Origin of the sequence: Agrilactobacillus composti DSM 18527 = JCM 14202 (genome assembly GCF_001436375.1) — a bacterium.
GTDB lineage: Bacteria > Bacillota > Bacilli > Lactobacillales > Lactobacillaceae > Agrilactobacillus > Agrilactobacillus composti.
The window spans coordinates 82,298-106,548 of record NZ_AZGA01000087.1; the positions used below are offsets into that span (position 1 = coordinate 82,298).

General features: G+C 41.7%; 22 protein-coding genes and 1 pseudogene. 15 read left to right on the plus strand and 8 right to left on the minus strand.

Annotated features, from left to right (window positions below; translation table 11 throughout):
• A partial coding sequence (gene iscB / locus FC83_RS17505; protein ID WP_236700848.1) for an RNA-guided endonuclease IscB occupies positions 1–510 on the minus strand: 510 nt, incomplete at its 3' end.
• A gap of 415 nt (positions 511–925) precedes the next feature.
• On the opposite strand from iscB (FC83_RS17505), the gene FC83_RS14660 reads away from it, so the two are divergent.
• The 3 genes from FC83_RS14660 (at position 926) to FC83_RS14670 (ending at position 2,816) form a co-directional block, all read left to right on the plus strand.
• Positions 926–1,804 carry a magnesium transporter CorA family protein gene (locus FC83_RS14660; protein ID WP_035452614.1) on the plus strand — a complete coding sequence of 293 codons (879 nt, stop codon included), beginning with the start codon at positions 926–928 and terminating at the stop codon, positions 1,802–1,804.
• 100 nt (positions 1,805–1,904) lie between these two features.
• Complete coding sequence (locus FC83_RS14665) at positions 1,905–2,492, plus strand: YdeI/OmpD-associated family protein (protein WP_035452615.1); 588 nt, start codon at positions 1,905–1,907, stop codon at positions 2,490–2,492.
• A gap of 99 nt (positions 2,493–2,591) precedes the next feature.
• Positions 2,592–2,816, plus strand: coding sequence for an ABC transporter ATP-binding protein/permease (locus FC83_RS14670; RefSeq protein ID WP_161633797.1), 225 nt, complete (start codon positions 2,592–2,594; stop codon positions 2,814–2,816).
• Between the two features lie 590 nt (positions 2,817–3,406).
• On the opposite strand, the gene FC83_RS14680 is transcribed toward FC83_RS14670, so the two are convergent.
• The 3 genes from FC83_RS14680 to FC83_RS14695 form a co-directional block, all read right to left on the minus strand.
• Positions 3,407–4,645, minus strand: coding sequence for an RNA-guided endonuclease TnpB family protein (locus FC83_RS14680; protein ID WP_035452625.1), 1,239 nt, complete (start codon positions 4,643–4,645; stop codon positions 3,407–3,409).
• A gap of 564 nt (positions 4,646–5,209) precedes the next feature.
• The gene (locus tag FC83_RS14690; RefSeq protein WP_052004619.1) at positions 5,210–5,581 is read right to left on the minus strand and encodes a hypothetical protein; all 372 of its coding nucleotides are present in this window, start codon (positions 5,579–5,581) and stop codon (positions 5,210–5,212) included.
• A complete protein-coding gene (locus tag FC83_RS14695) occupies positions 5,578–5,817 on the minus strand; it encodes a helix-turn-helix transcriptional regulator (RefSeq protein ID WP_035452627.1) in 240 nt (79 codons plus the stop codon). The genes FC83_RS14690 and FC83_RS14695 overlap by 4 nt, the downstream gene beginning before the upstream one ends.
• Before the next feature lie 298 nt (positions 5,818–6,115).
• Between FC83_RS14695 and FC83_RS14700 the strand changes: the two genes are divergently transcribed.
• From FC83_RS14700 to FC83_RS14730, 7 genes are all read left to right on the plus strand, one after another.
• Positions 6,116–6,583, plus strand: a complete 468-nt coding sequence (locus FC83_RS14700) for a MarR family winged helix-turn-helix transcriptional regulator (protein ID WP_035452630.1) — start codon at positions 6,116–6,118, stop codon at positions 6,581–6,583.
• A 91-nt stretch (positions 6,584–6,674) separates the two neighbouring features.
• The gene (locus tag FC83_RS14705) at positions 6,675–8,756 is read left to right on the plus strand and encodes an MFS transporter (RefSeq protein WP_152537728.1); all 2,082 of its coding nucleotides are present in this window, start codon (positions 6,675–6,677) and stop codon (positions 8,754–8,756) included.
• A gap of 264 nt (positions 8,757–9,020) precedes the next feature.
• Positions 9,021–9,563 (plus strand): GNAT family N-acetyltransferase, encoded by a 543-nt coding sequence (locus FC83_RS14710; RefSeq protein ID WP_035452632.1) that lies wholly within the window; start codon positions 9,021–9,023, stop codon positions 9,561–9,563.
• Between the two features lie 328 nt (positions 9,564–9,891).
• Complete coding sequence (locus FC83_RS14715) at positions 9,892–10,842, plus strand: zinc-binding dehydrogenase (RefSeq protein WP_035452633.1); 951 nt, start codon at positions 9,892–9,894, stop codon at positions 10,840–10,842.
• Positions 10,843–11,141: 299 nt separating this feature from the next.
• Positions 11,142–12,368, plus strand: a complete 1,227-nt coding sequence (locus FC83_RS14720) for a sugar ABC transporter substrate-binding protein (protein WP_035452634.1) — start codon at positions 11,142–11,144, stop codon at positions 12,366–12,368.
• Positions 12,368–13,246 carry a carbohydrate ABC transporter permease gene (locus FC83_RS14725; RefSeq protein WP_035452635.1) on the plus strand — a complete coding sequence of 293 codons (879 nt, stop codon included), beginning with the start codon at positions 12,368–12,370 and terminating at the stop codon, positions 13,244–13,246. Before FC83_RS14720 ends, FC83_RS14725 begins: the two co-directional genes overlap by 1 nt.
• A complete protein-coding gene (locus FC83_RS14730; RefSeq protein ID WP_035452636.1) occupies positions 13,227–14,054 on the plus strand; it encodes a carbohydrate ABC transporter permease in 828 nt (275 codons plus the stop codon). Before FC83_RS14725 ends, FC83_RS14730 begins: the two co-directional genes overlap by 20 nt.
• Before the next feature lie 176 nt (positions 14,055–14,230).
• On the opposite strand, the gene FC83_RS14735 is transcribed toward FC83_RS14730, so the two are convergent.
• From FC83_RS14735 to FC83_RS17510, 3 genes and pseudogenes are all read right to left on the minus strand, one after another.
• On the minus strand, positions 14,231–14,968 hold the full coding sequence (locus FC83_RS14735) for an amino acid ABC transporter ATP-binding protein (protein WP_035452639.1): 738 nt from the start codon (positions 14,966–14,968) through the stop codon (positions 14,231–14,233).
• Positions 14,965–16,410, minus strand: coding sequence for an amino acid ABC transporter substrate-binding protein/permease (locus FC83_RS14740; RefSeq protein ID WP_236700849.1), 1,446 nt, complete (start codon positions 16,408–16,410; stop codon positions 14,965–14,967). The genes FC83_RS14735 and FC83_RS14740 overlap by 4 nt, the downstream gene beginning before the upstream one ends.
• Before the next feature lie 6 nt (positions 16,411–16,416).
• A pseudogene (locus FC83_RS17510) lies at positions 16,417–17,166 on the minus strand (transporter substrate-binding domain-containing protein); the annotation flags it as partial.
• A gap of 428 nt (positions 17,167–17,594) precedes the next feature.
• Between FC83_RS17510 and argJ the strand changes: the two are divergent.
• The 4 genes from argJ (at position 17,595) to iscB (FC83_RS14760) (ending at position 21,244) form a co-directional block, all read left to right on the plus strand.
• A complete protein-coding gene (gene argJ / locus FC83_RS14745; RefSeq protein ID WP_035452640.1) occupies positions 17,595–18,755 on the plus strand; it encodes a bifunctional glutamate N-acetyltransferase/amino-acid acetyltransferase ArgJ in 1,161 nt (386 codons plus the stop codon).
• Positions 18,756–19,167: 412 nt separating this feature from the next.
• Positions 19,168–19,404 (plus strand): hypothetical protein, encoded by a 237-nt coding sequence (locus FC83_RS14750; protein WP_035452643.1) that lies wholly within the window; start codon positions 19,168–19,170, stop codon positions 19,402–19,404.
• Entirely contained in the window at positions 19,361–19,642 is a 282-nt protein-coding gene (locus FC83_RS14755; RefSeq protein ID WP_152537729.1) for a hypothetical protein, read from the plus strand. Before FC83_RS14750 ends, FC83_RS14755 begins: the two co-directional genes overlap by 44 nt.
• Before the next feature lie 294 nt (positions 19,643–19,936).
• Positions 19,937–21,244 carry an RNA-guided endonuclease IscB gene (iscB, locus tag FC83_RS14760; protein WP_057002939.1) on the plus strand — a complete coding sequence of 436 codons (1,308 nt, stop codon included), beginning with the start codon at positions 19,937–19,939 and terminating at the stop codon, positions 21,242–21,244.
• Positions 21,245–21,447: 203 nt separating this feature from the next.
• Here iscB (FC83_RS14760) and FC83_RS14765 read toward each other — a convergent pair whose 3' ends face one another.
• Positions 21,448–23,115: a DUF2325 domain-containing protein gene (locus tag FC83_RS14765; protein ID WP_057002940.1), complete on the minus strand. Its 1,668-nt coding sequence runs from the start codon at positions 23,113–23,115 to the stop codon at positions 21,448–21,450.
• A gap of 323 nt (positions 23,116–23,438) precedes the next feature.
• On the opposite strand from FC83_RS14765, the gene FC83_RS14770 reads away from it, so the two are divergent.
• The gene (locus tag FC83_RS14770; protein ID WP_156405614.1) at positions 23,439–23,819 is read left to right on the plus strand and encodes a hypothetical protein; all 381 of its coding nucleotides are present in this window, start codon (positions 23,439–23,441) and stop codon (positions 23,817–23,819) included.
• Positions 23,820–24,251: the final 432 nt, after the last annotated feature.

Consider the following 24,251-nt stretch of genomic DNA (forward strand, 5'->3'; position numbering starts at 1 on the left):
AGCGGTAATATCTGGCTGTTTCATTTTTGCCATGTCGAACTTGCCCACTTCGATATGCAGTTCTGCTTTAGGCAGGACTGCCCGAAGTCGGCGGATCCAATTGATGTTGTGCTGGACTTTGCTGACCACCGATGGCGGCAGCCAGCCCGCCGGCTTGGCCCGGTTCAGGAAACGGGGCGGCCGGTATCTGGTGTTACGATTGCGGCGGCCACGCCGATAAATCCGCCGGGTATCCAGTAATTTTTTCACATCTTGGCGCAAGCTGACTTCACCTTGAAATAAAACTTTATCCTGAGAAGTGACAGCAAGCCCGATATGATGCTGTCCAGAATCTACACCGATTGAGACAAGTTGTTTATAACCAGTTGAGCCAAACAATAGTTGAATAGTGAATGGTTCTTTCTTGATAACTTTAGCTTTACCGGATTGTAATAATTTACGACATTTTTGTTGCTTGCAGGGCATCAGCGGTTCGCCCTGGCGGTTGATCACAAAAACACGATTCTGCATGATGCCCTCCTTTGATGAAATTTGATTGTCAGGTAGAACATACCTGACCACGGCGTCAAGTTCATCGGACTTGAGTTCATGATGTTACCCTTCGACAAGGTTATCAAAGCTTAATCAATGACTAGCATTGATTTTCTCACGGGTTGACGGTCCCATTGACCTTAGGACTGTTTACAGCGCCCGCACAGAGCTGGGAACTAGGGTATCATTCCCAGGTGTGATCACCAAGATAACGTAGTGCCTCAAAGACACTGAGTCTAGACAACCAGACTCGAAGCAAGTACTTGAAGCCCCTTACTTTAGTGAGGGGTCACGGTTGACATACATTGGCACTGAATACTATCCACCAACCGGGTTAGAACATCCTACTTATGTGCTAATTAATCCAAATAAAGCAAAGGAAGTGTAAAACACAATGGAAGTAAAAAATTGGCAATGGCACCATACTACTTTGGCCACACCAGATTCCGAGGCCCGCGCTAAAGAAGCTTATCATCTGACTTCTGAACAATTAGGTTATGCTTATGATAAAAACGAGCGGGCCCATGTGGAGTATGATAATCTAACAAAATCTTTTTTACTGGTCTTTAATTGTCCGCCGGCGCCTAATCAACGCCTGGATCATAATCCGAGACCCATTACATTCATTATTAAAGATAAAATGATTTTAACCTTTGGGACAGAGGTGGCTAAAAAAGAATTATCTGATTGTTTGGTTCAAACTGAACCCAAATCAGTTTACGACTTTTTATTGGAAGCTTTATTTATGCTGACAGGTAAATATGTCCCGGTGGCTGAAACACTGGATATTGAACGCAGACAAGCCAGTGGTAAATTACATCATAAAACCACCCGCAAAGAATTGATCGCACTATCTGATTTAGAGGCAAACGCACTCTACATTAGCACTGCTGCTCGGCAAAATACCATTGCCCTTAAGCAAATCAAGGCTTTGATAACCTTTCATGATTTCAGTGAATCTGAAAAAGAACGCCTAGAAGATGTCTTGATTGAAGCTACCCAGGTTGTGGAGATGTTGTTATTAACAGAACAAAATCTGAATCAACTGGATGGTTCCTATAATAATGTCTTGAATAATAATCTGAATGATACCATGAAATTCTTGACGATTTGGTCAATTCTGTTGACAGCGCCAACGATAATTTCCGGTTTCTTTGGCCAAAATGTCAATTTACCACTGCAGCACAGTCCTTATGGCTGGCAGTTATCTTTGCTATTTGTGGCGGTTTTGTGGTTTGCGCTGGCAATGATTATTAAGAAATTTATCAAATGAATTCTGAGAGGAATTACCAGCAAAATTGATGAAATTACATAAGACAGCAGACTATTGTTTCACGTGGAACAATAAGGATAAGAAATTGAAGTGAGTAGTTATGTCCGTAAAAAATCCTGAGAACCATTTACAGGTCAAGAATCGTGAGGGCTTACGTACCTGGCTCAAACATCATGCCAATACAGCAAATGAGTGCTGGGTTGATGTGACCCGGGGTATTCCTAAGGATACGCAGACGTTTTGGTATGTGGACGCAGTGGAAGAAGCGCTGTGCTTTGGCTGGATCGATAGTACCTATAAGGTTATCGTACCCGGACAGCCAGCATCTCAACGGCTGGTTCCTAGAAATCCCCATAGTCAGTGGTCCGAGTTAAATAAACAGCGTTGTCGGCGGCTGATTCGACTAGGCAAAATGACCCCAGCGGGGGCCCGCTTGTTGCCAGATTTAGATCCAGGTCAGTTTAAAATTGATCCCAAAATTATCAATGCCTTAAAGCGCCAACCAAAGGCGTGGGCGTTCTTTCAGACTTGTCCGCCGCTGTACCGACGGGTGCGTTGCGATACGATTCAAATCAAGAAACGGGATACCAAGTTATTTCAGGCCCGGTTAGCGAAGTTTGTAGCAGCCTGTGCACAACAAAAACTGATAGGGCAGTGGGATGATGGGGGTCGATTAATGGCAAATTGAATGATAGTTAAAATCTTTAAATCCACGGAGTGTGTGTATGGATAAAACCAAAAAATATTTATGGCATTCAACCAACCCAGTATCAATAGACTCATTAGCATGGTGCCGCAGCAACCAATTATTTTAGCAGATACTATTGCCGATAATATCTTTTTAGAGACAGCTTCTTTTGCAAATCCTGAAATAGCTAGCTTCTATAAAAAATGGGTCGCTAGATTTCCCCAACAGGCTCAAACCCAAATTGGCACACCCCAGGGGTATAGTTTATCGGGCGGCGAAAAACAAGTGCTCAATATTTTGCGATGCCTCGCTGCTGACCCATGACCTCAACTAAATCTGAAATATTTCGGAAAATTTGGGCCGCAAACCCAGCTCGAAAAACAGCGATTTTGCTGATTACCTTGCTACGATCAGCAATGCTGCTATTACCACCTTTATTGACGAAATATATGATTCAATACGTGTTGCCGACTAAAAACTTTAGCAGTTTGGTAGCCCTGTCCGCAGGGTTAGTCGGCATCCCTGTGCTGACTTGTGGCCTGATCATCTTGGATTTGGTACTGTCATCATTTGTGATAAAAAATGGCAAACAATTGAGAATAGCCTATTTTAAGCGGGTACTGGCACTGGAAACAGACCAACACTTCAGCATAAAGGATATTGTCCACCGGCTACTTGGTCAATGATTCTCGGCACTAAAGTACCGAGTTTGTCTCTCACCACCAAGTGGCGAGGGCATCTGGATAGATACCTTTAGACTTACGCCTAACGCTATGTGGTCTAACAACCTTCCGGTCTCCCACGTAGTTTGCGTGTGATAAGCACGCGCTGTGTTGGCGTTACTTACTGCTGGGTCTTACTTATCTAAGGGTCCCAACAGCCCGATGATTGACTTCACCGGCAATTGAACAGGTTTACCCGTTCGCACTTTTTTTGAGTTTGGGCTTTTTCACACCAGCGACATATTGGGTACCCAGGTATTGAATGTTTATGGCACCTACCCGGTCGTCATTTGATTGGTAACCGCAGGTTGAACATTGGTAGGCATGCAGTTGGCGCTTACGGTTCGTCTTCTTGATCTCGCTACAGTGAGGGCAGCGTTGACTGGTATATGCCGCACTGACAGTAATGACTGCAGCACCTGCCTGGATAGCTTTGTAGGTCAACAGTTGTTCCAGCTGGTAAAATGCCCAAGATACTTTCTCATAGCGTTTATCTTTGACCGTCTTTTCTGTGGCAAAGCGAACATTAACTAGATCTTCTAAAACAAATAAGGTATTTGGTCCGTATTTAGCAACAAGTGTCTTAGACAACTGATGGTTGAGATCAGTCATCCAGCGGTTCTCTCTATTGCCGATTTGACGGATACGCCGTTTGGAATTTCTGGTATTGTGCCTTTGCAAACTAGTCCGCAGAGCTTTGTAGTGGTGCCGCTTACGGTTGATGGCTTGACCGTTGAAAAACGTCGTTTTTCCCTGCTCATCATAAGCGGTGACTAATTGCCGGATCCCCCGGTCAAGTCCCACAACGTGCTGCATATCAGTACGGGCCAATTCAGGGAATTTCTTATTGACCACAATGTGTAAAAACCAATTGGGACCAGACTTTATTAACTTCGCCCCGCCAAATTCCCAGGTGCCATCCAGATATTGTTCAAAGCCAGTTTTTAACACAAAACGAGCTTTCACCCGGCCTTGAAGCGTATTGATGGACAACTTTTCACCATTTGCGACGATAGACCAATCCCGATTACGAACTAAGTCAGCTTGTGGGCGCTTGAAACGGATTGGTTTCCAAAGCCAGTTCAGGTCTCTGGGAACTTTTAGATAAATTTCTTTGCCCCTTTTGTCCTTTCTACCCGTAGGGTAAGCCATAGGTTTGCGTCGCAGCTGCGTCTGAACGGTTTTATAACGGGCAACCGTCGTTTTGATCGCAGAGATGGCCAGTTGTGATTTCAGCCCAAAGCGTTGCCGTAAGTCTCGATAAAGCTTTTTGTGAATTTTGAGGACACTCAATTCAAAACTATTGTTAAAAATGTACTCAGAAACATGATTGCAGGCTAAGCGATATTGTTCACTGGTCTCCTGAAATTTAGCAGCATCCGTAGCGTTATCCAACTTAAGTTTAGCTTTGACCGTCAGACTCAACAGCATTTTGAACACCTACTCTCCTTATAGTTATTATAACTTATATAACAACCACAAAGAAAGAATCGTGCTCAAAATATACACACATTTATAAATTGTTTGAGTTCTTCAAATCCAATCGGAATTCCTCACAGGATTGAAATCCCGTGTTTCCTTTCCGATATTTTCATGAACTATGCCCTAGAAAAAGAAATTGTAAAAACCATCTGCGCATATATGGCCCAAGGCGTGGTCATCCTAGTTTCTCACCGACCCAATGAGCTTGTGGGGATTAATCGGTATATCCATATAGCAGGTTCAGGCGCAGATCAAAAGCAATTGGTTTGGCAAGAAGTAGATCAGTCGATGTTTTGATAGGTATAGCAAAACGCTGCAGTATTTAGACTAGAAGTCTAAGCACTGCAGCGTTTATTTTTATTTTAAGAAGCTGGTGCGTATCAATAGGTATATGAGTGTTGAATTGGTAAATGTTCGCATGCTTTGACAAAAAATTGGCTAGGACTATCTTTGAATTTTCAAAAGTATGGCTAGACAAAATCTTCATAAAATTAGGAAGCATGTGTTTTTCAGTTAATTCATTTTCTTATTAAGCGCGTGGTTTTCAACGTGATAGGCCCGCAGCAGATAGAGCACTACGACTAGCAGCGCAAAGCCATACTTGTATAAGCGAAACTGGAGTATTAGATAGTGAACGGGAAAGATGGCTTCACAAATTAATAGAGTAATGAGCCCCATTTTCATACTTTGAAGATAAATTGGCGTAGTTCTCTCGTCTTGCTTGCCAATTTTCTTAACCAGTATCCAAGATGACCCAAGTGTAAATAGTACCATTAGTGTAGCGACACCAATAAAAATATTAAAATGCGTTTGGTTTTGTTCAACCCATTGTTTGATAGGAAAGAAAAGCCAATCTGGAATATCAGATATTGAATGAATTTTCATTTCTTGTTTCCCTCTTTCTTATAGGTAAACATATCGGTAATTGGAACGCCAAAATAGTTCGCGAGTCGAAATGCTAGTTTTAATGATGGTGAATAATTTCCTTTTTCCATGATTAAAATGGTTTGTTTGGAAACGCCAACTGCTTTGGCTAACTCAGTTTGAGATAATCTTCGAAGTACACGGTATTCATAGACTTTATTATCGATCCGTTCATCCTCTTCTTTAGCATGACTCATGTGATTACATCCCTATATTCAAATTTGTGGTCGACTACTTTACATTTTAAAGATATTTTAAATCAAACCATCCAAAAAATAAAGTTTATTTTACTTTTTGGATGGTATTTTTTGTTGCGGTGGTCTAACAACATGGTAATTGCTTGGTTTGAATAATATGATCCGGTTACTTGCCTTAAATAGGCAATGGTTATTTAAGCTAATTTGTTTGTTATAAGTTTACTAAGGAATCTGTTTACTATGGAAACAGATTGTATTACAATGAATTAGAAACCTAATTTAGAATCGAGGGGTCATTTTGAAAAAAGAGACGTTATCAGAGCTAAGCGACATATTCTTGAGAATCGTAAATCGCTATAATGAAATTGAAAAAACGCCATACAATTACGGAACAGATACGCGGTTACATCCATCAGAAACACATACAATTGAATTCATTGGCAATAATCCAAACATTAATGTAACAAAACTAGCTGGTCTTTTAGGCATTACTAAAGGTGCTGTCTCTAAGCGCATCCAGCAGTTAAGAAAAACTGGGCTTGTGACGAAGTCTGTATCTCCGGAAACTGAAAATGAAGTGGTTCTTAACCTAACGGATAAGGGTATTCAGGTTTACAAAGCCCATGCGGCATATTCAAAGCGTTTAAACAGACGCATTGCGGCACTATATGCTGATCTGCCTGATGAAATGATTGCTACGCTTGAAGAAATAGGTAATGAGACAGATAAAATATTTTTAGAAATAGCGACAGAAAGAAAAAAATAGCAATATTTTTTTATTCTATCTGTTTCCTATGTAAACAGTTAACCAATAAAACATAATGCGGAATTAAAAGACTAAGGAGTTGTTAAACAACGTGATTAAAACTAAAAAAAGCTTTTTCGGATTAGTGACATTGTCCTTAATTATGTTCATGGTGACTCTAGACACGACGATCACCAATATTGCTTTGCCGGATATCACTAGTGCGTTTAACTCAAATTTAACAGACACGAACTGGATCAGTACTATTTACGTGTTGGTGATGGCCATTGTGATCATTCCGGCCTCAAAATTTGGAGACCAATTTGGTCGTAAAAAACTAATGGCACTCGGTCTGATTATCTTTGGGATAGGTTCAGCACTTTGCGGATTTTCCAAGACGTTACCTATTTTGATTGGGATGCGCTTTTTTCAGGGTATTGGCGGTGCTATCGTGACCCCAATCATGATCCCATTATCAGTGAGCCTATTTGGCCGTAAAGATGCCAATCAGGCGGTTGGCATCATTGGTGCTGTGACGGCAGTCGCCGCTGCTGCCGGGCCACCAATTGGCGGTGTGATTTTAAAATTTTTGAGTTGGCAATGGATTTTCTTTGTAAATGTGCCCATTGTCCTGCTGACATTTGTTCTCTTGTTATTTTGTTTTAAGGAGTCATTTGACCCAACAATTTCGAAAAAGATTGATTTCAGCGGCCTCATTTTCTTAACGCTGTGTTTATCACAGTTAACTTTTTTACTTGTTAAAGGCTATGACCTGGGCTGGACATCTATTGCTAGTTTCAGTTTGATGGTTGGCACATTAATAACTGCCGTGATTTTCCTCTGGATAGAGCAGCACAGTAAAGCACCATTAATTGAACTGCATTTATTTAAAGAAATTACTTTTTCAGCTTCCGCGATTATTTATTTTATGTGTGGCTTTGCCATCATTTGTTCGTCGCTAATTTTTAATTTTTTTCTTGAAAATGTGCGGGGCTACAGTGCCTTGAGTGCTTCTTATATCATTATGTTCATGTCTATTACAGTGATGATCGCAATGCCGATCGGCTCTAAACTAGCCGTATACATTGGCTACCGAATCATCATTACCGTGGGAATGGTCCTGATGGCCGCCAGTTTATTTTTACTGACGACTTTAAAGCCGAATACGCCGAAACAATTAATGATAGGGTACATGATTGTTTTAGGTTTGGGTTTTGGGTTTGCCTGTTTATCGATTGTTTCAGCGGTTCAGTTTATTCCGGAAAATAAGGCAGGGATCGCCTCGGGCATTGTTAACGCCGCACGACAATTAGGCACTTGTTTGGGGATTGCTTTATTGGTGGGTATGATGACGCATAATGTTGCAACGGCTAAAACAGACATTAAAAATATGGCAGTCGTTCAGATTGCCAAGCAACAATTGCCAGATAACCTCTCTGGATTGATCCAAAAACGACTGACGACCAGTTTAAATTCGAAGCAAGAAAAAGCTGATCCAAATTTTCAAACATCATTGCAACATGAGATTCGTAATGAACTGAAGAAAACTGAAACTGAGCAATCACCTCAGAATAATCAACTGGCAAAGATTCATCATGGCTTAATTGAGTTGACAACGCAGTTTAAGGATAAGCCAAATACAGTTTCTGGATTAGCTGATCAAGTCCAGTCTGGACAGGCACAGGCCAATAGCCAAACTGAGGTTGTACTCTATGAATTGATCAAGCAGAATCCCAATGCTCCCAGTGTCCTGGCAGGTTATCGAAATGAATATGCTCAAGTGCAATCACAGCCAGATTCGGATAATAAGAATGAATTGATTACCCAATTGAAGTTTTTAATAGCACTCTATCAAGCCGGTACCGACCCACAAGTTACCAATGCTGCGGCATTCTCTAAGGCATTAAGTAGTGTCAGTGCAGGAAGTGCCCAGCATACATTGGCAAAGGCACAAGCTGTATTGACGACGACACTTTCTGAAAAGGGTGAAATCAACCAGAAGATGACGAAACTTGATAGCGGAATCGCTAAAATTGATATTGCGAATCGTATCGAACAACTGCTGATCAAAATTAAAACTACTAAAAATCAGCAGCTAACAAAGGCCTTTTCCAAAACATTTATGTTAGCTGCTTGGATTATTGCTAGTTTGTCATTTGTTGGCTTATTAACCGAACGAAAACACATTGAATAAATTGGCTTAATTTAAGCGTGATATATTTAACGGTAAGTGTGTATGATACAATTTAAATTAAGTGAATTTGGCATGATTCAAGTTGACTATAAGATTGGGGAAAACAACATTGACGTAACTTCAATTAATTATTGTTCAAAAACGTTAAGCCAGATGATCATGCAACATAATTAAATAGAGGGAACCTATCTCTTTAGAAATCTGGAATCTATGTCATGGGTTGGTAATTCATAAGTATTAATAATTTAAGGGGCATATTTTTTTATGAATAAACTATTTGAAAGTAACAGAATTCAATTACGCTCATTAAGTGAGGACGATGCGGCTAGTTTTTCTAAATGGAGTGAGGATGGAGAATATTTAAGGGGATTAGATACAGATTTTGCAAAACCACGAAACGCCGAGTTTTATAGAAATCAAATTCAGTCATTTGAAGATTCATCAGATATGATTCAATTTGGTATATACGTCCCTCAAGATCAGCTACTAATCGGTTTTATTTCTCTTCACAGTATTGAATGGAATAATCAAGTCGCTTCAATGACAATAGGCATTGGCGAAGCAGAATATCGTAAAAATAGTTATGGCAGCGAAGCAATTCAGCTCCTGCTAAATTACGCATTTCATGAATTGAACTTACATAAAGTTGAGTTGGATGTTATTGCCAATAATGATACTGCGATTTATTGTTACAAAAAGAATGGATTTGAAATAGAAGGCGTAGCAAAAGAAGCCATACGAAGAGATAATCAACGTTTCGACAAGCTGTATATGGGAAAAGACTGGAGAGTGTCAAAGATCGATTAGAAATAATCGTTTCTTGTGTTGTGCAAGATAAGATCTCATAGTTTTGCCAACGCTCATTTTTCCTTTTTTATTTTTTGGGTAATTTACCTATGTGGTTATTTATTAGTATTGCCCTTATTGCTGCTCTTGTGCTGGGTGAAGTTATTGCAGTAGTCAAGAAGAGAATTGAATCGTGATATAAAATGCGGGACGCTGAGGCAGATGGAACCACGCTAATATCTCTACATTTTTACGGGATAATTAAGATGAACAGGAAACATAGGGGTCTTATTGCTAGACTTTTAATATAAATATTGTTGGATTGAAATATATAAGGAGTGATCCAAAGATGAAAGCCTTATTTTTTGAAAAATTCGGCGGCCCAGAAGTATTGCAATATGGTGAAGTTCCAGATCCAACTTATGGGTCAACGGATTTGCTAGTTCAAACGACATTAATTGGGCTAAACTTTGCAGATATTTATCGTCGTCAAGGCACTTATCATATCGAACACCATGACCCCTGGATCAATGGGTATGAAGGGATTGGTCAAGTTGTCGGTGTGGGCAAGGATGTGACGGACTATAAAATCGGGGACCGGGTCTTATTTGTGGACGTGCCATTTGCAAATGCTGAAATGGTGCGCGTACCAGCAGCTAGTGCCATTAAGCCACCTACTACCATTAGTGATGAACTGGCTGTTAGCATTGGGTTGCAGGGATTAACCGCGGATTTCTTAGCCCATGATTTAGCTATGAATCATCCTGATGAGAAAGTGTTAGTTTACGGTGTGAGCGGCGGTGTTGGTCAGATTTTGACACAAATTCTAACCGCAGATAAAGTCCAAGTCTTCGGTGTAGCTTCCACCGCTGAAAAGCGCGAGCTTGGTTTGCAAAATGGGGCGCAACGGGTCTTTTCCAGAAGCGGAGAATGGATAGATCAATTTGCAGGCACGTTTGATACGGTGTTTGATGGAGCTGGGGTCACACTAAATCAAAGCTTCGAACTCATCAAACATCGGGGTAAAGTTGTCTTTTATGGGATGGCTGGCGGACAAACCCCCAAGCTTGACCCCGTAGCTTTGTTAGCGGCATCTAAAAGCTTGCTAACTGGTGATCTATGGGATTATTTAACTACTGCTGCTGCTCGCCAATTTCGTTTCAACTGCTTGCTCCGATATATTGAACATCATCAAATTAAACTCAGCCAACCGACTATTTTACCACTGTCTAAGGGTCGCCAAGCCCATGAATTAATGACATCTGAACAGAATATCGGTAAGATTTTGTTGAAACCGTAAATATAGCTAATATCGGATGAATCAAAATGAAGGATCGTCATTTTCAAGATGACAGTTCTTCGTTTTTTAATGTTCTGAGCAGGACTGATTTAAATTATAACGGATTCGGCAACAGGAAATGTAAGCGTTGACAAATAATGTTTTTTAGCTAAAATTAAAAATAGTTATTAGTTAATCATTTCACAAAATACTTGGGACGCTTTAGAGGAATGGGCTAATTTTCAATAGAACAACACGACATTTTGTTGAAAACTAGATCAAGAATTGCGGGGGTGCTGGGACAAGGAGATACATATAGGATGAAGAAATTTTTAAAAGTGTTGGTTAGTATGCTTATCGTGGGGGCGATTGTGGCCCTGTCAGGGTGTTCCTCAAAATCTGGGGATGCTGCTAAAAGCAGTAGTCAGCGGCAAACGCTGCAGATGTTGGTACCGGGTTATGATGCGGGTTACTTAAAGGCACCCGTGAATGCGGCTATCAAAAAATATGAACGGGCAAATCCTGATGTCAAAATTAAAGTTGTATCCGTGGGCTGGGATGAGTTGAATTCAAAAATCGTCAAGTTATACCAAGCTGGCCAATCTCCGGATATTTTAATGGTAGGTTCCCGTTCGTTGCGGCAGTTTGCTGAGGCAGGTGTTTTGGAAGATTTAACCCCTTATATGACTAAGAAATATGAACAGAATCGCATTCAAAGTGTCATGGCAACCGGGCAAATCGACAACAAACAATATGGCATTCCCCTGTCTTTGAGTTCGCGGGCGTTGTTTTACCGGTCCGATTTAATTGACCATGCCCCGGCCAATTGGGACGAACTATTGCAAACGGCTAAAACCGTTTCTGAAAAAAATCGTATGTATGGTTTTGCCATCCCCACGGATATCACCAGCGGGACCGATGAACTGCTAAACTTTATTTACCAAGGCGACGGCCAAATTGTCAATCAACAAGGCAAATTTGTATTGGATTCGCCACAAAATATTGAAGCCCTGACATACCTTAAGAAATTTAAGGGTATTATTCCTGATCCGGTGGATACTGCCCGGGGTGACCAAGTTAAATTATTTAAAAATGGTGATTTAGCCATGTTTATTTCCGGCGGTTGGGAAAAAGAAGAGCTGGATAAGGGGGCTAAAAAGACACCTTATAAAGTCGCCGAATTACCGGCTGGCAAGCAAAAAGCTGTGACATTAGTGACAGATTCTTACACAGTTTCAGCGAAATCTAAGCATAAGAAAGCCGCCTTCAAGTTCATTCAATTTTTAGGTCAAGCAGATCAGCAGCGGGCTATCAGCAAAGCCTATAATTGGTTACCGGTGACGAAGGCAGAACAAACAGATGCTCGGTTCCAAACGCCATTTATGCAACCATTTGTTAGTATCTTAAATGACGGTATTTCAGAACCAAAAGTGCCAAATTGGGATACCTTTAATAAGAGTTTTACCATCGCAGTTCAAAAAACTTTAACCGGGGCGCAAACACCAACGGAAGCTTTGAAGACAGCCCAGCAAGAGGTTCAAAAGTAATGATACAAAAACGGCCGTTACCCTATCTATTAATCTTACCTTGTCTGATTTTACTGGCAGGTTTATACGGCTACCCCATTCTTTTGACCATGTGGCAATCTTTTAATCATGTCAATTTTCTGGCTGATACGACAACATTCGTAGGGCTGAAAAACTATGGTAATGTTTTTTCGGACCCCACTTTTTGGCAGACGATGGCTATCACTTGCAAGTACACTGTCCTCACAGTGGTATTGAAAATGGTCTTTGGTTTTGGGGTGGGTTACTTACTGCATACTGAGATCTATTTCAAAAAAATATTAGGGGTTTTGATCTTGATTCCTTGGGCTATCCCCCAAGTCGCCGCAGGAACAATTTGGCAGTGGATCTTAAATTCGAACTATGGTTATGCCAATTACTTCTTGTTAAAGTTACATCTCATCAGCCAACCCATCGCTTTTTTAGCCCGACCAGAAACAGCATTTTATAGCGTCAGTCTGGTGGATACTTGGATGGGGATTCCCTTATTAGCCATGCTTTTTGTGGCGGCACTAGATGCTATCCCCAAAAATATCTACGAAGCAGCCGCATTAGATGGGGCCGGGGCTTGGCGGCAATTCTTTGCCATCACAATTCCATCCATTAAGCGGGTTTTGCTGGTGGTCTTGACGCTAGTCACAATTTGGACCTTTAACTCATTCAATGTCATCTATGTCTTGACCCAAGGTGGTCCCATGCGTGCCACGGAAACATTAAGTATTCGGATTTATCAAGAAGCCTTTAGTCGCTTTAATTTAGGCATCAGTTCGACGCTGACCATGATTGCCGTGCTTATCTTACTGGGATTAACAGCAGTGTACACGTTGGGAGGTAAAGCCCATGCCCACCAAGCACGGTAAAGGGCTGCGCACAGGATTATTGTTGATTTTTATCTGCTTATCCCTGTTCCCGGTCCTAGTTTTATTGAATACGTCGTTACAAACTTATCAACAAATTATCAGTTGGCCACCACAATGGTTTCAAAAATTACAGCTGGGTAATTATCGCCAGGTCATTTTTGGCAGCAAAAGTATCGTTCGACCGTTTTTAAACAGCTTAGCCGTGGCATTACCCACCATGGTGATCTGTGTCATTGTTGGTATTTTGGCAGCCTATGCGGTCACGAGATTTAAGTTTATTGGCCGCAAATTATTTTTGGTATTGGTGATCTGTACGCAAATGTTTTCCTCGGTTATTTTGATCAATGCCATGTATCTCATCTTCAAACAAAGCCAGCTTTTGGACACGCGCCTTGCTTTGATCATTGCTAATACCGCCAGTGCGCTACCCATGACGGTATGGTTGCTTTATTCTTATTTCTCGCAAATTCCAGTTATCTATGAAGAGGCTGCCTGGATAGATGGGTGCAGTCGCTGGCAAGCTACCCGCCATATTTTATTACCCCTTAGTTTGCCGGGGATCATTACTGCCGGGTTATTTGCGTTCATCACGGCTTGGGGCGATATTGTTTATGCCAATGCTTTGATAACATCGCCAGCACTGCGAACCTTACCCCAAGCGCTAACAGATTTTCGGGATTTGTATAAAACCACCTGGGAAACTCAGATGGCCGCTTCAATGATCACAATCATCCCGCCGCTGTTGATTTTCATTGCGATTCAAAAACACTTGATTCGTGGGTTGAATCGACAGGCTGGGCAAATGTGAGAGCAGCTTCGTTTTAAGTAAATTAATTGTAGATAAAACTTAAATAAGTCCCCCGAAAATGTCTGGCTACAGCGACATTTTCGGGGGACTTTTGAATTGTCGGCTCAGCACTGCTTTGAACTTCGAACTAATCAGCAGTAGTGCAAGTCAGCCTAGTGCTTAATTCAGCAGAGATTTTATACATTTAAGATTTTATCCAAAAACGATTTTAAACAGGGATTTTCAGGGTGTTCAAAGATATGATCCGGCGTGCCTTCTTCTAGAATTTGACCGTCGTCCACGAATAAAACCCGGTCAGCGACTTCCTTGGCAAAGCCCATTTCATGGGTGACGACTACCATGGTCATCCCCTTTTTAGCCAAATCCTTCATGACTGCCAAAACGTCACCGACCATTTCCGGGTCTAAGGCAGAAGTAGGTTCGTCAAAAAGCATGATCTTGGGATTCATGGCCAGGGCCCGGGCGATGGCGACCCGTTGTTGTTGGCCCCCGGACAGGGATTGTACTTTAGCATTTAATTTCTCGGCTAAGCCAACGGTTGTCAATAATTCCTTGGCCTGTTCCGTGGCGACGGCTTTGTCTTCATGTTTCAGGGCAATTGGGGCCAAAGTGATATTATCGGCCACTGATAAATTTTTAAAGAGGTTAAAATGCTGAAACACCATGCCAATATTTTGGCGGACCACATTGATATCTGTTTTGGGGTCGCTGATATCCACATTATCAATGACAACTTTGCCAGAGTTAGGAACTTCTAAGTGATTCAAACAGCGGAGCAGGGTACTTTTCCCAGAACCAGAGGGCCCAATGATAACCACAACCTCATTATCATTCACATCTAAACTGATACCCTTCAAAACCGGATTGCTGCCAAAATTCTTTTTTAAATCGGTAACTTGTAATTTTAAACTCATAATTTGATTCTCCTTTGAACCCAATTGGATAGCCAGGTTAATAGGGTAATGATGATCAAATAAATGATTGAGATGATTGCCCAGATTTTAAAACCTTCTAGATTACGGGCAATGATGATTTTCCCGGTTTGGGTCAATTCTAGTAAACCAATAACCGATAGAATGGAGGTATCCTTCAGGGTGATAATGAATTGATTGATAAACGATGGGATCATGATCCGAATACCCTGGGGTAAAATGACCTTGCCCATGGCTTTTCCAAAAGGTAGGCCTAAGCTGCGGGCGGCTTCCATCTGGCCGGGATCCACCGCTTCAATGCCCCCTTTGACAAAGGCCGCGGTATAGGCACCTTCGTTGAAGGTTAAGGTCAAGACACCTGCGATAAACGCCGGAATCTTTTGCCCGGTTAAACTAGGAATACCTGTATAAATGAATAGGGCTAAGACCAATAAAGGCAGGCCTCTAAAAATATAGATCAACGTGCTGGAAATACCTTGGCCCACTTTATTAGGGACCACACCCAACAAGCCCACAATGATTCCAAAAAGGGTGGCGAAGATAATTGAAACAATTGTCAGCAAAATCGTTTCTTTAAAGCCGTCCCATAAAGCCCCTTTGTTCTGCTGAATCAGCCCAGTGAAACTACGGCTTTCGGTATCAGTTGTGGCGGCAGGTTGATTGGACTTGGCAACAGTTGAGGCTTTCGTACTTGTCCCCAGATACTTGGCCTTGATTTTATCATAGGTGCCGTTAGCTTTTAGATCCTGATAACCCCTATTAAAGGCGGCAAGTAGGTCTTGGTTCACGCCCTTTTTAACGGCAAAACCGTAGCCAGCTTTATTAACGGGCTTGGTCACAATTTTAAGTTTGGTTCCCTGGCGAATGCCGTATTGCATGACCGGCTGATCTTCAAAACAAGCCGTGGAATTGCCCGTGACCACATCTTGATACATATTATCGGAATCATCGAAGGTCACGACTTTGAAGCCATACCTATTCTTAATACTATTGGCATAATCAGCGCCAACAGAACCGGTTTTAACGGCAACTTTTTTACCATTTAACTGGGTTAATTGCTGAATATTACTTTTTTTAGCAACAGCCATGACCACGCCGGATTGGTAGTAGGCGGTGGAGAAATCGAATTTTTGTCGGCGCTCTGGGGTAATGGACATCCCAGCAATGACCCCATCGATTTGACCAGAATCCAGGGCTTGAACAGCTGCACTGAAGCCAATGGGTTTAATATTTACCTTAAATCCCTGTTCCTTAGCAATGGTACGCATTAAATCCATGTCAATGCCCACATATTGGTTTTGTTTATTGGCAAATTCAAAGGGTGGGAAGGTGACATCGGTGCCAATATTAAAAGTTTTGCCAGCTACGGCTGGATTTGTTTTCGGGGTTGTTGTCGTTGTTTCCCCAGAACTATTGGCACCCACATATTTTTTAACGATCTTATCATAGGTACCGTTGGCTTTTAATTTTTTGAAACCAGCATTAAATTTCTTAAGTAACGCTTGATTGGCATTTTTCTTAACCGCAAAGCCATAATAACCATTATTGGCCGGTTTGGTGGCTATTTTCAGACCTAAGCCTTGTTGAATCCCATATTGCATGACGGGCTGGTCTTCAAAACAAGCCACCGAGTTGCCAGTGGTGACGTCTTGGTACATATTGTTAGAGTCATCAAAGGTGACCGTTGTAAAACCGTATTTATCTTTGAGGCTATTGGCATAAGTCGCGCCGGCAGTCCCAGTTTTTAGGGCCACCCGCTTACCTCGCAATTGGGACAAACTGGTGATGTCGCTATTCTTGGCGACGGCCATGATGACACCAGTTTTGTAATAAGGGGTTGAAAAATCAAACTTGGCTTGCCGTTCCGGGGTAATGGTCATGCCGGCGATCACGCCATCAATTTGACCAGATTCCAGTGATTGGACAGCGGCATTAAAGCCTAAAGGTTTGATGTTAACTTTAAAGCCCTCTATTTTAGCGACGGCATTCATCAAATCCATGTCGATGCCTATGTACTGGTTGCTTTTGTTAGCAAATTCAAAAGGTGGATAAGTGACGTCAGTCCCAATAGTATAAGTTTTTTCGGCAGCTTGTACCGGCGTTGCGTGAACCGCGAAAAAAGTTAAAAAACTCAATAGACACGTGATTAAACTTAATAAAAGTAATTTATGATGCTTCATAATTTCCCCTTCTTATCCCATATGTTATAAAAGCTGACAATTAATGCTTTGATAATAGCACTTAGAATGAGAAAAGTACAATAAATTCAGAAGAATATTTTAATGAAAACCTTTTATTTAAGGCTTAATTATCTATTAATCCGCAATAAAAGGCGCTAATTGCGATTATTTATAAATGTTATATTTTATGACGTATTTTTTGTAGCGCGTCAAAAAATGATGAGACAGTCAACATAATGGTTAATTGACTTAATATGTTTAGAGCTAAAGCTTTTTGTAAAGATTGACTTAGGGCTGCATTTAGGGTAAATTAACGATATATTATACAATAATCCTTCTAAATAGCCGTTAAATATGCATATAATCAGTTATTTATGCGCATTAAACAGATGCTATTCATTTTAAATAAAGTATATAAGGAGCCAATTATGGGACAAAACTTACCTAAAGGATTTCAATTTTTTTCTGATCATGTTGGTATCAAGGCTGATCAAAAGGATCTAGGCATTATAGTCGCAGAAAACGTTTGTCATGCGGCTGCTGTGTTCACAAAGAACAAACTATGTGGTGTTTCCATTCCAATCGGTCAAGAAAAGCTACACAATAACGAATTGCAAGCTATAGTTGTGACCAGCGGCATCGCCAATGTGGCAACCGGCGCGCAAGGCAGCGCCAATGCTGAAGCAATTTGTGCGGCCGTGGCTGAAGATTTAAAGATTGCTTCTCAAAACGTGTTACCCTCGGCCACTGGTGTGATTGGGCCGCAGTTGCCGATTGCAAAAATCTTACCAAAAATCCATCATATTTCTGCGAGTTTGACCTCGGATTACCACGACTTTGTTAAAGCAATCTCCACAACGGATACTAAAATCAAGGCTCGATCAATCAAAATTGGGGATGCGACAATTTTAGCTGTGGGTAAAGGGTCGGGGATGATCGAACCCAATATGGCGACAATGCTGGTTTATATGATGACGGACGCCAATATCGAGAAGAGCACGCTATACGCCATGCTCAAAGAAGCGGTCGATCAATCCTTTAATGTCATGAGTGTCGATACGGACACAAGTACCAGTGACACCGTGGTACTAATGGCAAACGGTTTAGCTGGGGCAGTAGCACCTGGCGCTTTTCAGAACGGATTAAATGAAGTGACCCGGGCATTAGCTGAAGATATTGTGTCCGATGCAGAGGGCGCCACAAAAGTGATTGAGGTCAACGTTACAGGGTGGCAGGACAGTCAACAAGGCAAAATTATTGGTAAGGCGGTTGTAAATTCACCGTTGGTCAAAACGGCCATTAACGGCGCTGATCCAAACTGGGGTCGCTTGGTGATGGCCATTGGTAAAACGCAAATAGTCGGTTTAAATTTCGAAAGCCTCAGCTTGAAATTTGGAGATTATTTAATTTTTGATCATGGCAATGAATATTCCAAGAACCTATTGAATATTGAGCAATATCTTAAAAACAACGAGAAAGTCAGCATCTACATCGATTTGGGGATGGCACCTGCCGCAGAAACGGTCAGTGTTTTGGGATGTGATTTATCAAAAGAGTATGTTGAAATTAACAGTGCTTATACCAGCTGAAATGAAATAATTGGGGAAAAGGCATGACGACAATAATTTATTGAATTCAGCTCAAATAAAAACGAAGAATGGCTATTTTTGAGATAGCAATTCTTCGTTTTTTTAGAATATATTAGCTATTAAATATTTGGCACCACGCTTGCTGACAGAAAGCTTCTGTTTGACTTCAAAAATACTAAATGGAATCTAAAGCAACCCATTTTCAAAAAAATAGCGTTTTTGGTATACTTTCAGTATGTTAAATATGCTGATTATCTCAATCTAAGTCCGTTGGAGGCCACACTCGGTATTGGTGACGATAACTCAGTATTTGTGGCGCGCTGCGGCACAATCACACCATGAGGGCACGGTTGAGTTACCAATTGCTATTTCTCTTTTGCACGTGAGTTTATTTTAGAAGGTGGGAATAATTATGCTCAAAACAATCAAAATGGGTTTCGAAAATACAGAGGTTTTTGAATTACCTGCCGAGATCATTGATCTTCGCTTGACGCATATTACCGAATCGATTTATACTTCGCATTTCTCTGGCGCTCCAAATTATGAATCATTTGCCAAGGAAATCGGCGAAGGCTATGTGGGCTATCCGCAAAGACTGGTTTCCGATGATTGCACACCGAGCAATTCAAGCAGAACGGACAAAGACTGAGGATACATTGGCGGCGCGGACATTGGCCGGCCTATATGTATTGGCTCAAGATGTCAAAGATTGGGTTGCCCAAGAATTAGGGGATGACGAGATTGTGCTGCAAATTGTAAAACGATTGACTGACCATTTTGCCCAAGGCACACCACCGGATCTGACGAACTTAGCGTTGATTGCCGAGGATGCACCAACTAAGGTGTTAGAGTTACCCTGGGTCAACCGTGACCCCTCACTAAAGTAAGGGGCTTGAAGTACTTGCTTCGAGTCTGGTTGTCTAGACTCAGTGTCTTTTAGGCACTACGTTATCTTGGTGATCACACCTGGGAATGATACCCTAGTTCCCAGCTCTGTGCGGGCGCTGTAAACAGTCCTAAGGTCAATGGGACCGTCAACCCGTGAGAAAACTGCTGCTCGTCAGCGGTTAAGCCTTGATAACCTTGTCGAAGGGTACCCTCACGAACTCAAGTCTGATGAACTTGACGCCGTGGTCAGGTCACTTTACCTGACGAATAACACTCATCAGAAGGAGGGCATCATGCAAAATCGCGTATTTGTCATCAATCGCCAGGGCGAGCCACTGATGCCCTGTAAACAACAAAAGTGTCGTAAGCTTTTACAGGCTGGCAGAGCCAAAGTTGTCAAGAAAGAACCTTTTACCATTCAACTATTGTTTGGCTCAACTGGTTATAGACAACCTGTCTCAATCGGTGTAGATTCTGGACAGCATCATATCGGTCTGGCTGTTACATCTCAGGATAAAGTCCTATTCCAAGGTGAGGTCAGCCTGCGCCAAGATGTGCATAAATTGCTGAATACTAGAAGAGACTATCGCCATGGCCGCCGGGCTCGTAATACCCGCTACCGACCGGCTCGTTTTCTGAACCGGGCCAAACCTACGGGCTGGTTACCCCCATCAGTCGCCAGTAAAGCCCAGCACAATATCCACTGGATCCAGCGCCTGCAAGCCGTCCTGCCAAAGGCAGAATTGCATATCGAAGTAGGTAAGTTTGACATGGCTAAGATGAAACAGCCAGGTATCACCGGCTTAGGCTATCAGCAAGGCGACTTATATGGCTATGAAACGGCTAAGCAGTATGTTTTAGACCGGGATAACTATACCTGTCAGATATGCCATGGCAAAACCAAAGACCCAAAACTAAAGATCCATCACATCATTTACCGCTCTACTGGGGGCACCAACCAAGTGAGTAATCTGCTCACGGTGTGTGCTACTTGTCATACCCAGGCTAATCACCAGCCTGGTGGCAAGCTCTATGCCCTGCTGGCTAAGAAATTTCAAAGTTACCGTTCTCTAAAGGGCGCTACTTTTATGAACATCCTGCGCCGCCGGTTGTTCAAGGCTTTTCCAGAAGCCAGCTTTCAATATGGGGCCCAGACGACTTTAGACCGAGCCAAGTTAGAGCTGCCAAAAGCCCATTACAATGACGCTGTAACTATCAGCGGCATCCAAAACATCGCGCAACAACCCACAGCTGTAGTGATATTCCACCAATTCCGCAAAAAGAAGCGCTCCCTGCACGAAGCAACTGCTCGTAAAGGTCGTAAAACACCCAATATTACGAGTAAACGTAATGATAAGAATACGAAATTTTCAAAAGGATTTTATCTCAATGACTATGTGCAATTACCTGGCGGGCAAAAAGGGAATATCAGCGGGTTCAGCGGCAAAACGACTTGTTATGTGAAAGATGGAGGCAACCACTATTTGACTATCGACCCAAAATATAAACAGGTCAATCTAAGCAAACTCAAAGTGATCCGGCACCAAAATAATTGGAACGTTGCTGAGATCCGCACCGCAGTCTATACGATGGCGGGTTAACTTTCTACGAAAGTTAGTGCTATCCATCCCCTGGTTAAAACCAGAGGACTTCCGCACAATTTTATTAAAAGCTTATAACCGGTTAGTTTTCAAATTTTCCATTAATTTAATAATAATTAAATTATTTATCTTTCGACCAAAACAAAATCGAAGAATCACAATTTATTAACAGTGTAATTCCTCGATTATTATAATACAATTATTTAAATTTCAGACGCTATATTCCGGTCTTTAAACAGGTCACTACGTTTATAACTCTGCAATAGATTAATCTCAGTGGATGTTTTTGCAAAATAAATTGGTTTGTCTTTTACTTTGGAGTAGTCTTTGGCGACCCACATTTGTTGATGGGACACTTCGGGGGTATAAACAACGATGAAATCAGCGTTATCAATATCACGTCGTAAACTATTAGATTGATTCTTTTTATCGTAATGCATAAAACTGCCGCCGCGTTCTTCAATGACACTCTTGAACTTATTACCAACACTCTTCATATAACCACCCACCAACAAGAAGACCTTGTCCGCAAATATTTTTTGCTTGGTAGGGCCTTTCTTTTTGATTTTCTTCGAGGCTGGTTTTTGAACGGCTGGGGTAGGAGTAGTCGTTTCAGAAGCTGGTTTCTTCTGGAAGAAAATAGATTGCCGTTTTTTGGCAGCCTCGGCGGAACTATACTTCCAACGAATCCGGGCGTCACTTTCTTTACCTTCATAATAGGCTAAATCTACGTAGTCGCCAGTGCTGATTCTATTTTTAAGAATATCAGTATCTTTGAAAACAATCGTGACCGGTAATTCATGCCGGTCATTTTTAAATTCCACCTCAAAACGCCGAATGTCAGAACGATAGCGAACAGGTTTGAATGTCACTTCGCGAATATTAGAAGGTTGCGGATCCGATTTTTCCAGGGAAAACAGATAGCGCTTATCAGATGACGTTAAGTCACTGATTAATTTGGCTTGCACCCAATCCCCATTTTCCAGCGGTGGATTCATTTGCCGGAGGATAACTTCCGGGATGCGAATTTCTTTATCGACCCAGCCACCAGATAGTCCCCGGCGGAAACGGCCAATAAATACTTTATGACCAGCTCGCCAACCAACTTTCAAGGTATCACTATCGGTTTCTTCAGGAACATTATCAACTGGTTCAGTTGGTGCTGCGACAGGTAATTTGGTCTGTACTGGTGTCGTTGCAACCGGTTCGGTTTCTGGCGTATCTTGTGCCGGCTTAACTTCAGACTTATCAGGTGATTCAATATCAGCGACTGTCGCTGTTTCAGGTTGGATCGGTTTTTCAACAGGCGCTGGGGTAACTGTATTTTCTACTGGTTCTACTGGTGCACTATGAGTTGAAGTATTATCAGGTATAGCTTTCGTAACTTGTGGTACGTCGGTGATGAGATGTTGTGTCTCTACAAAATTAAGATCTGATATTTTCTTGAAAATCTTGATGAATTTCTTTAACTCGGCTTCTTGGGCGTCCACGTTTTCTGGGGTCATATCTTGAGAAAGTCGGGTCGTTTGTTCTCTTAAAATGTCTAAAACCAGTTGTTTACTGTCTAAAGTTACACTGCCTGTAGCGGGTGTTGTTGCAGGTACTGACGTTGGTGTCGTTGTTGCTGGAGTGGACTTTGCCTGGATTTTTTTCACCGGTGTACTTGGTTGTGCCTGGGCCCGCAACTCAGCCAGGGGGATATTAAAATATTTAGCCAGAATGAATAGCTTATCATTTCTAGGGGTTCTTTTACCGCTTTCCCAGTCAAAATATGTGGAGTAGGCCACCCCAAGATCTTTAGCAGTTTGGGTTTTGGGAACGCCCTTAGCTGTTCGGGCTTGAATCAATATACGACTGATACCATTGGCCATTTAATCACCTTCCTTAAATTTATGATATTACAAGTATATCATTTCAATAAATTGAACAAAACAAAACAGTAAGATTAATTTGACCGCTTTCTCATTGACAGCTAATTTAAAACTTGATACGCTTACATTAGAGTGAGTACTTAATGATAAACCCAGCCAGGCTACTGGCTAACAACTTATTCACTTCTGAATAAACGCTGCTGGTTTGCCCGAGTATTAGGTATGTTAGTGAGTTAATACACATTAAGTACCCTCATTTTCAATCACTACAGTTGTTTGTTGGGAGCAGCAATTTTGAGGACGGACAATAAAGGGAGGTTATGATGATGCAGCTACTTTTTACGATTGTATTTTTAGCGATTGGGTTATTAGCCCTTGGTTATCTGGTCAAACTTGGGCATACAGCCTGGTTGATCCTTACCAAGAAACTAAATTCAGATGAGGCCCAATTATTTTACAGATCACTGGCTTACGGCGCCCTGGCGATTATTGGCTTGGATGTCATGCAATATGTAATTGGTCTTGGGTCATATTTCTTCCAGTTTGGCTATACGCCATTGATCAGCACCTGGACGCAACTGGGTATTTTGGGGATCAACGGGTCGGGCATGCTCCAATTCAATCGGCTATTATTCGATACCTTGATAATTGGTCTAATTTATACTTACCAAGTCCGGAAACAAAAGAAAGTTTTACAGCCATGATCTAATCTAGGTCATTAGAACGACAGAACCATTGAAAAATAACGGCGTTGCACATAGTGTAGCGTCGTTTTATATTGCCAATATCAAAAACCCTATGAATAATTTAATCTTCTCATTGACATCTCATTTGTTACTTGTTATACTTACCCCATCTTAAAAGAACGGAAAGGAGCGTTGCGTGATGAACCCAGCATTTATGACAGAATCAATGTACGTTATTTTTGCGGGCTCACGTGGCGTTGCTTCTTTATGCACGTCTAAAACTGAATATTGTTGTTGTTGACTCTAACACATTACTAAGGGGATCGGTGAAGAAATCGGCAATCAGTGCCGCTATTTTCTGCCCGTCTAGCTGTTTGTTGCAGTACCTGTTTTTTAGGTATACCTTTAATGTATAGGAGTCTTTTTTATGCCCAAATGTATTCGATACAC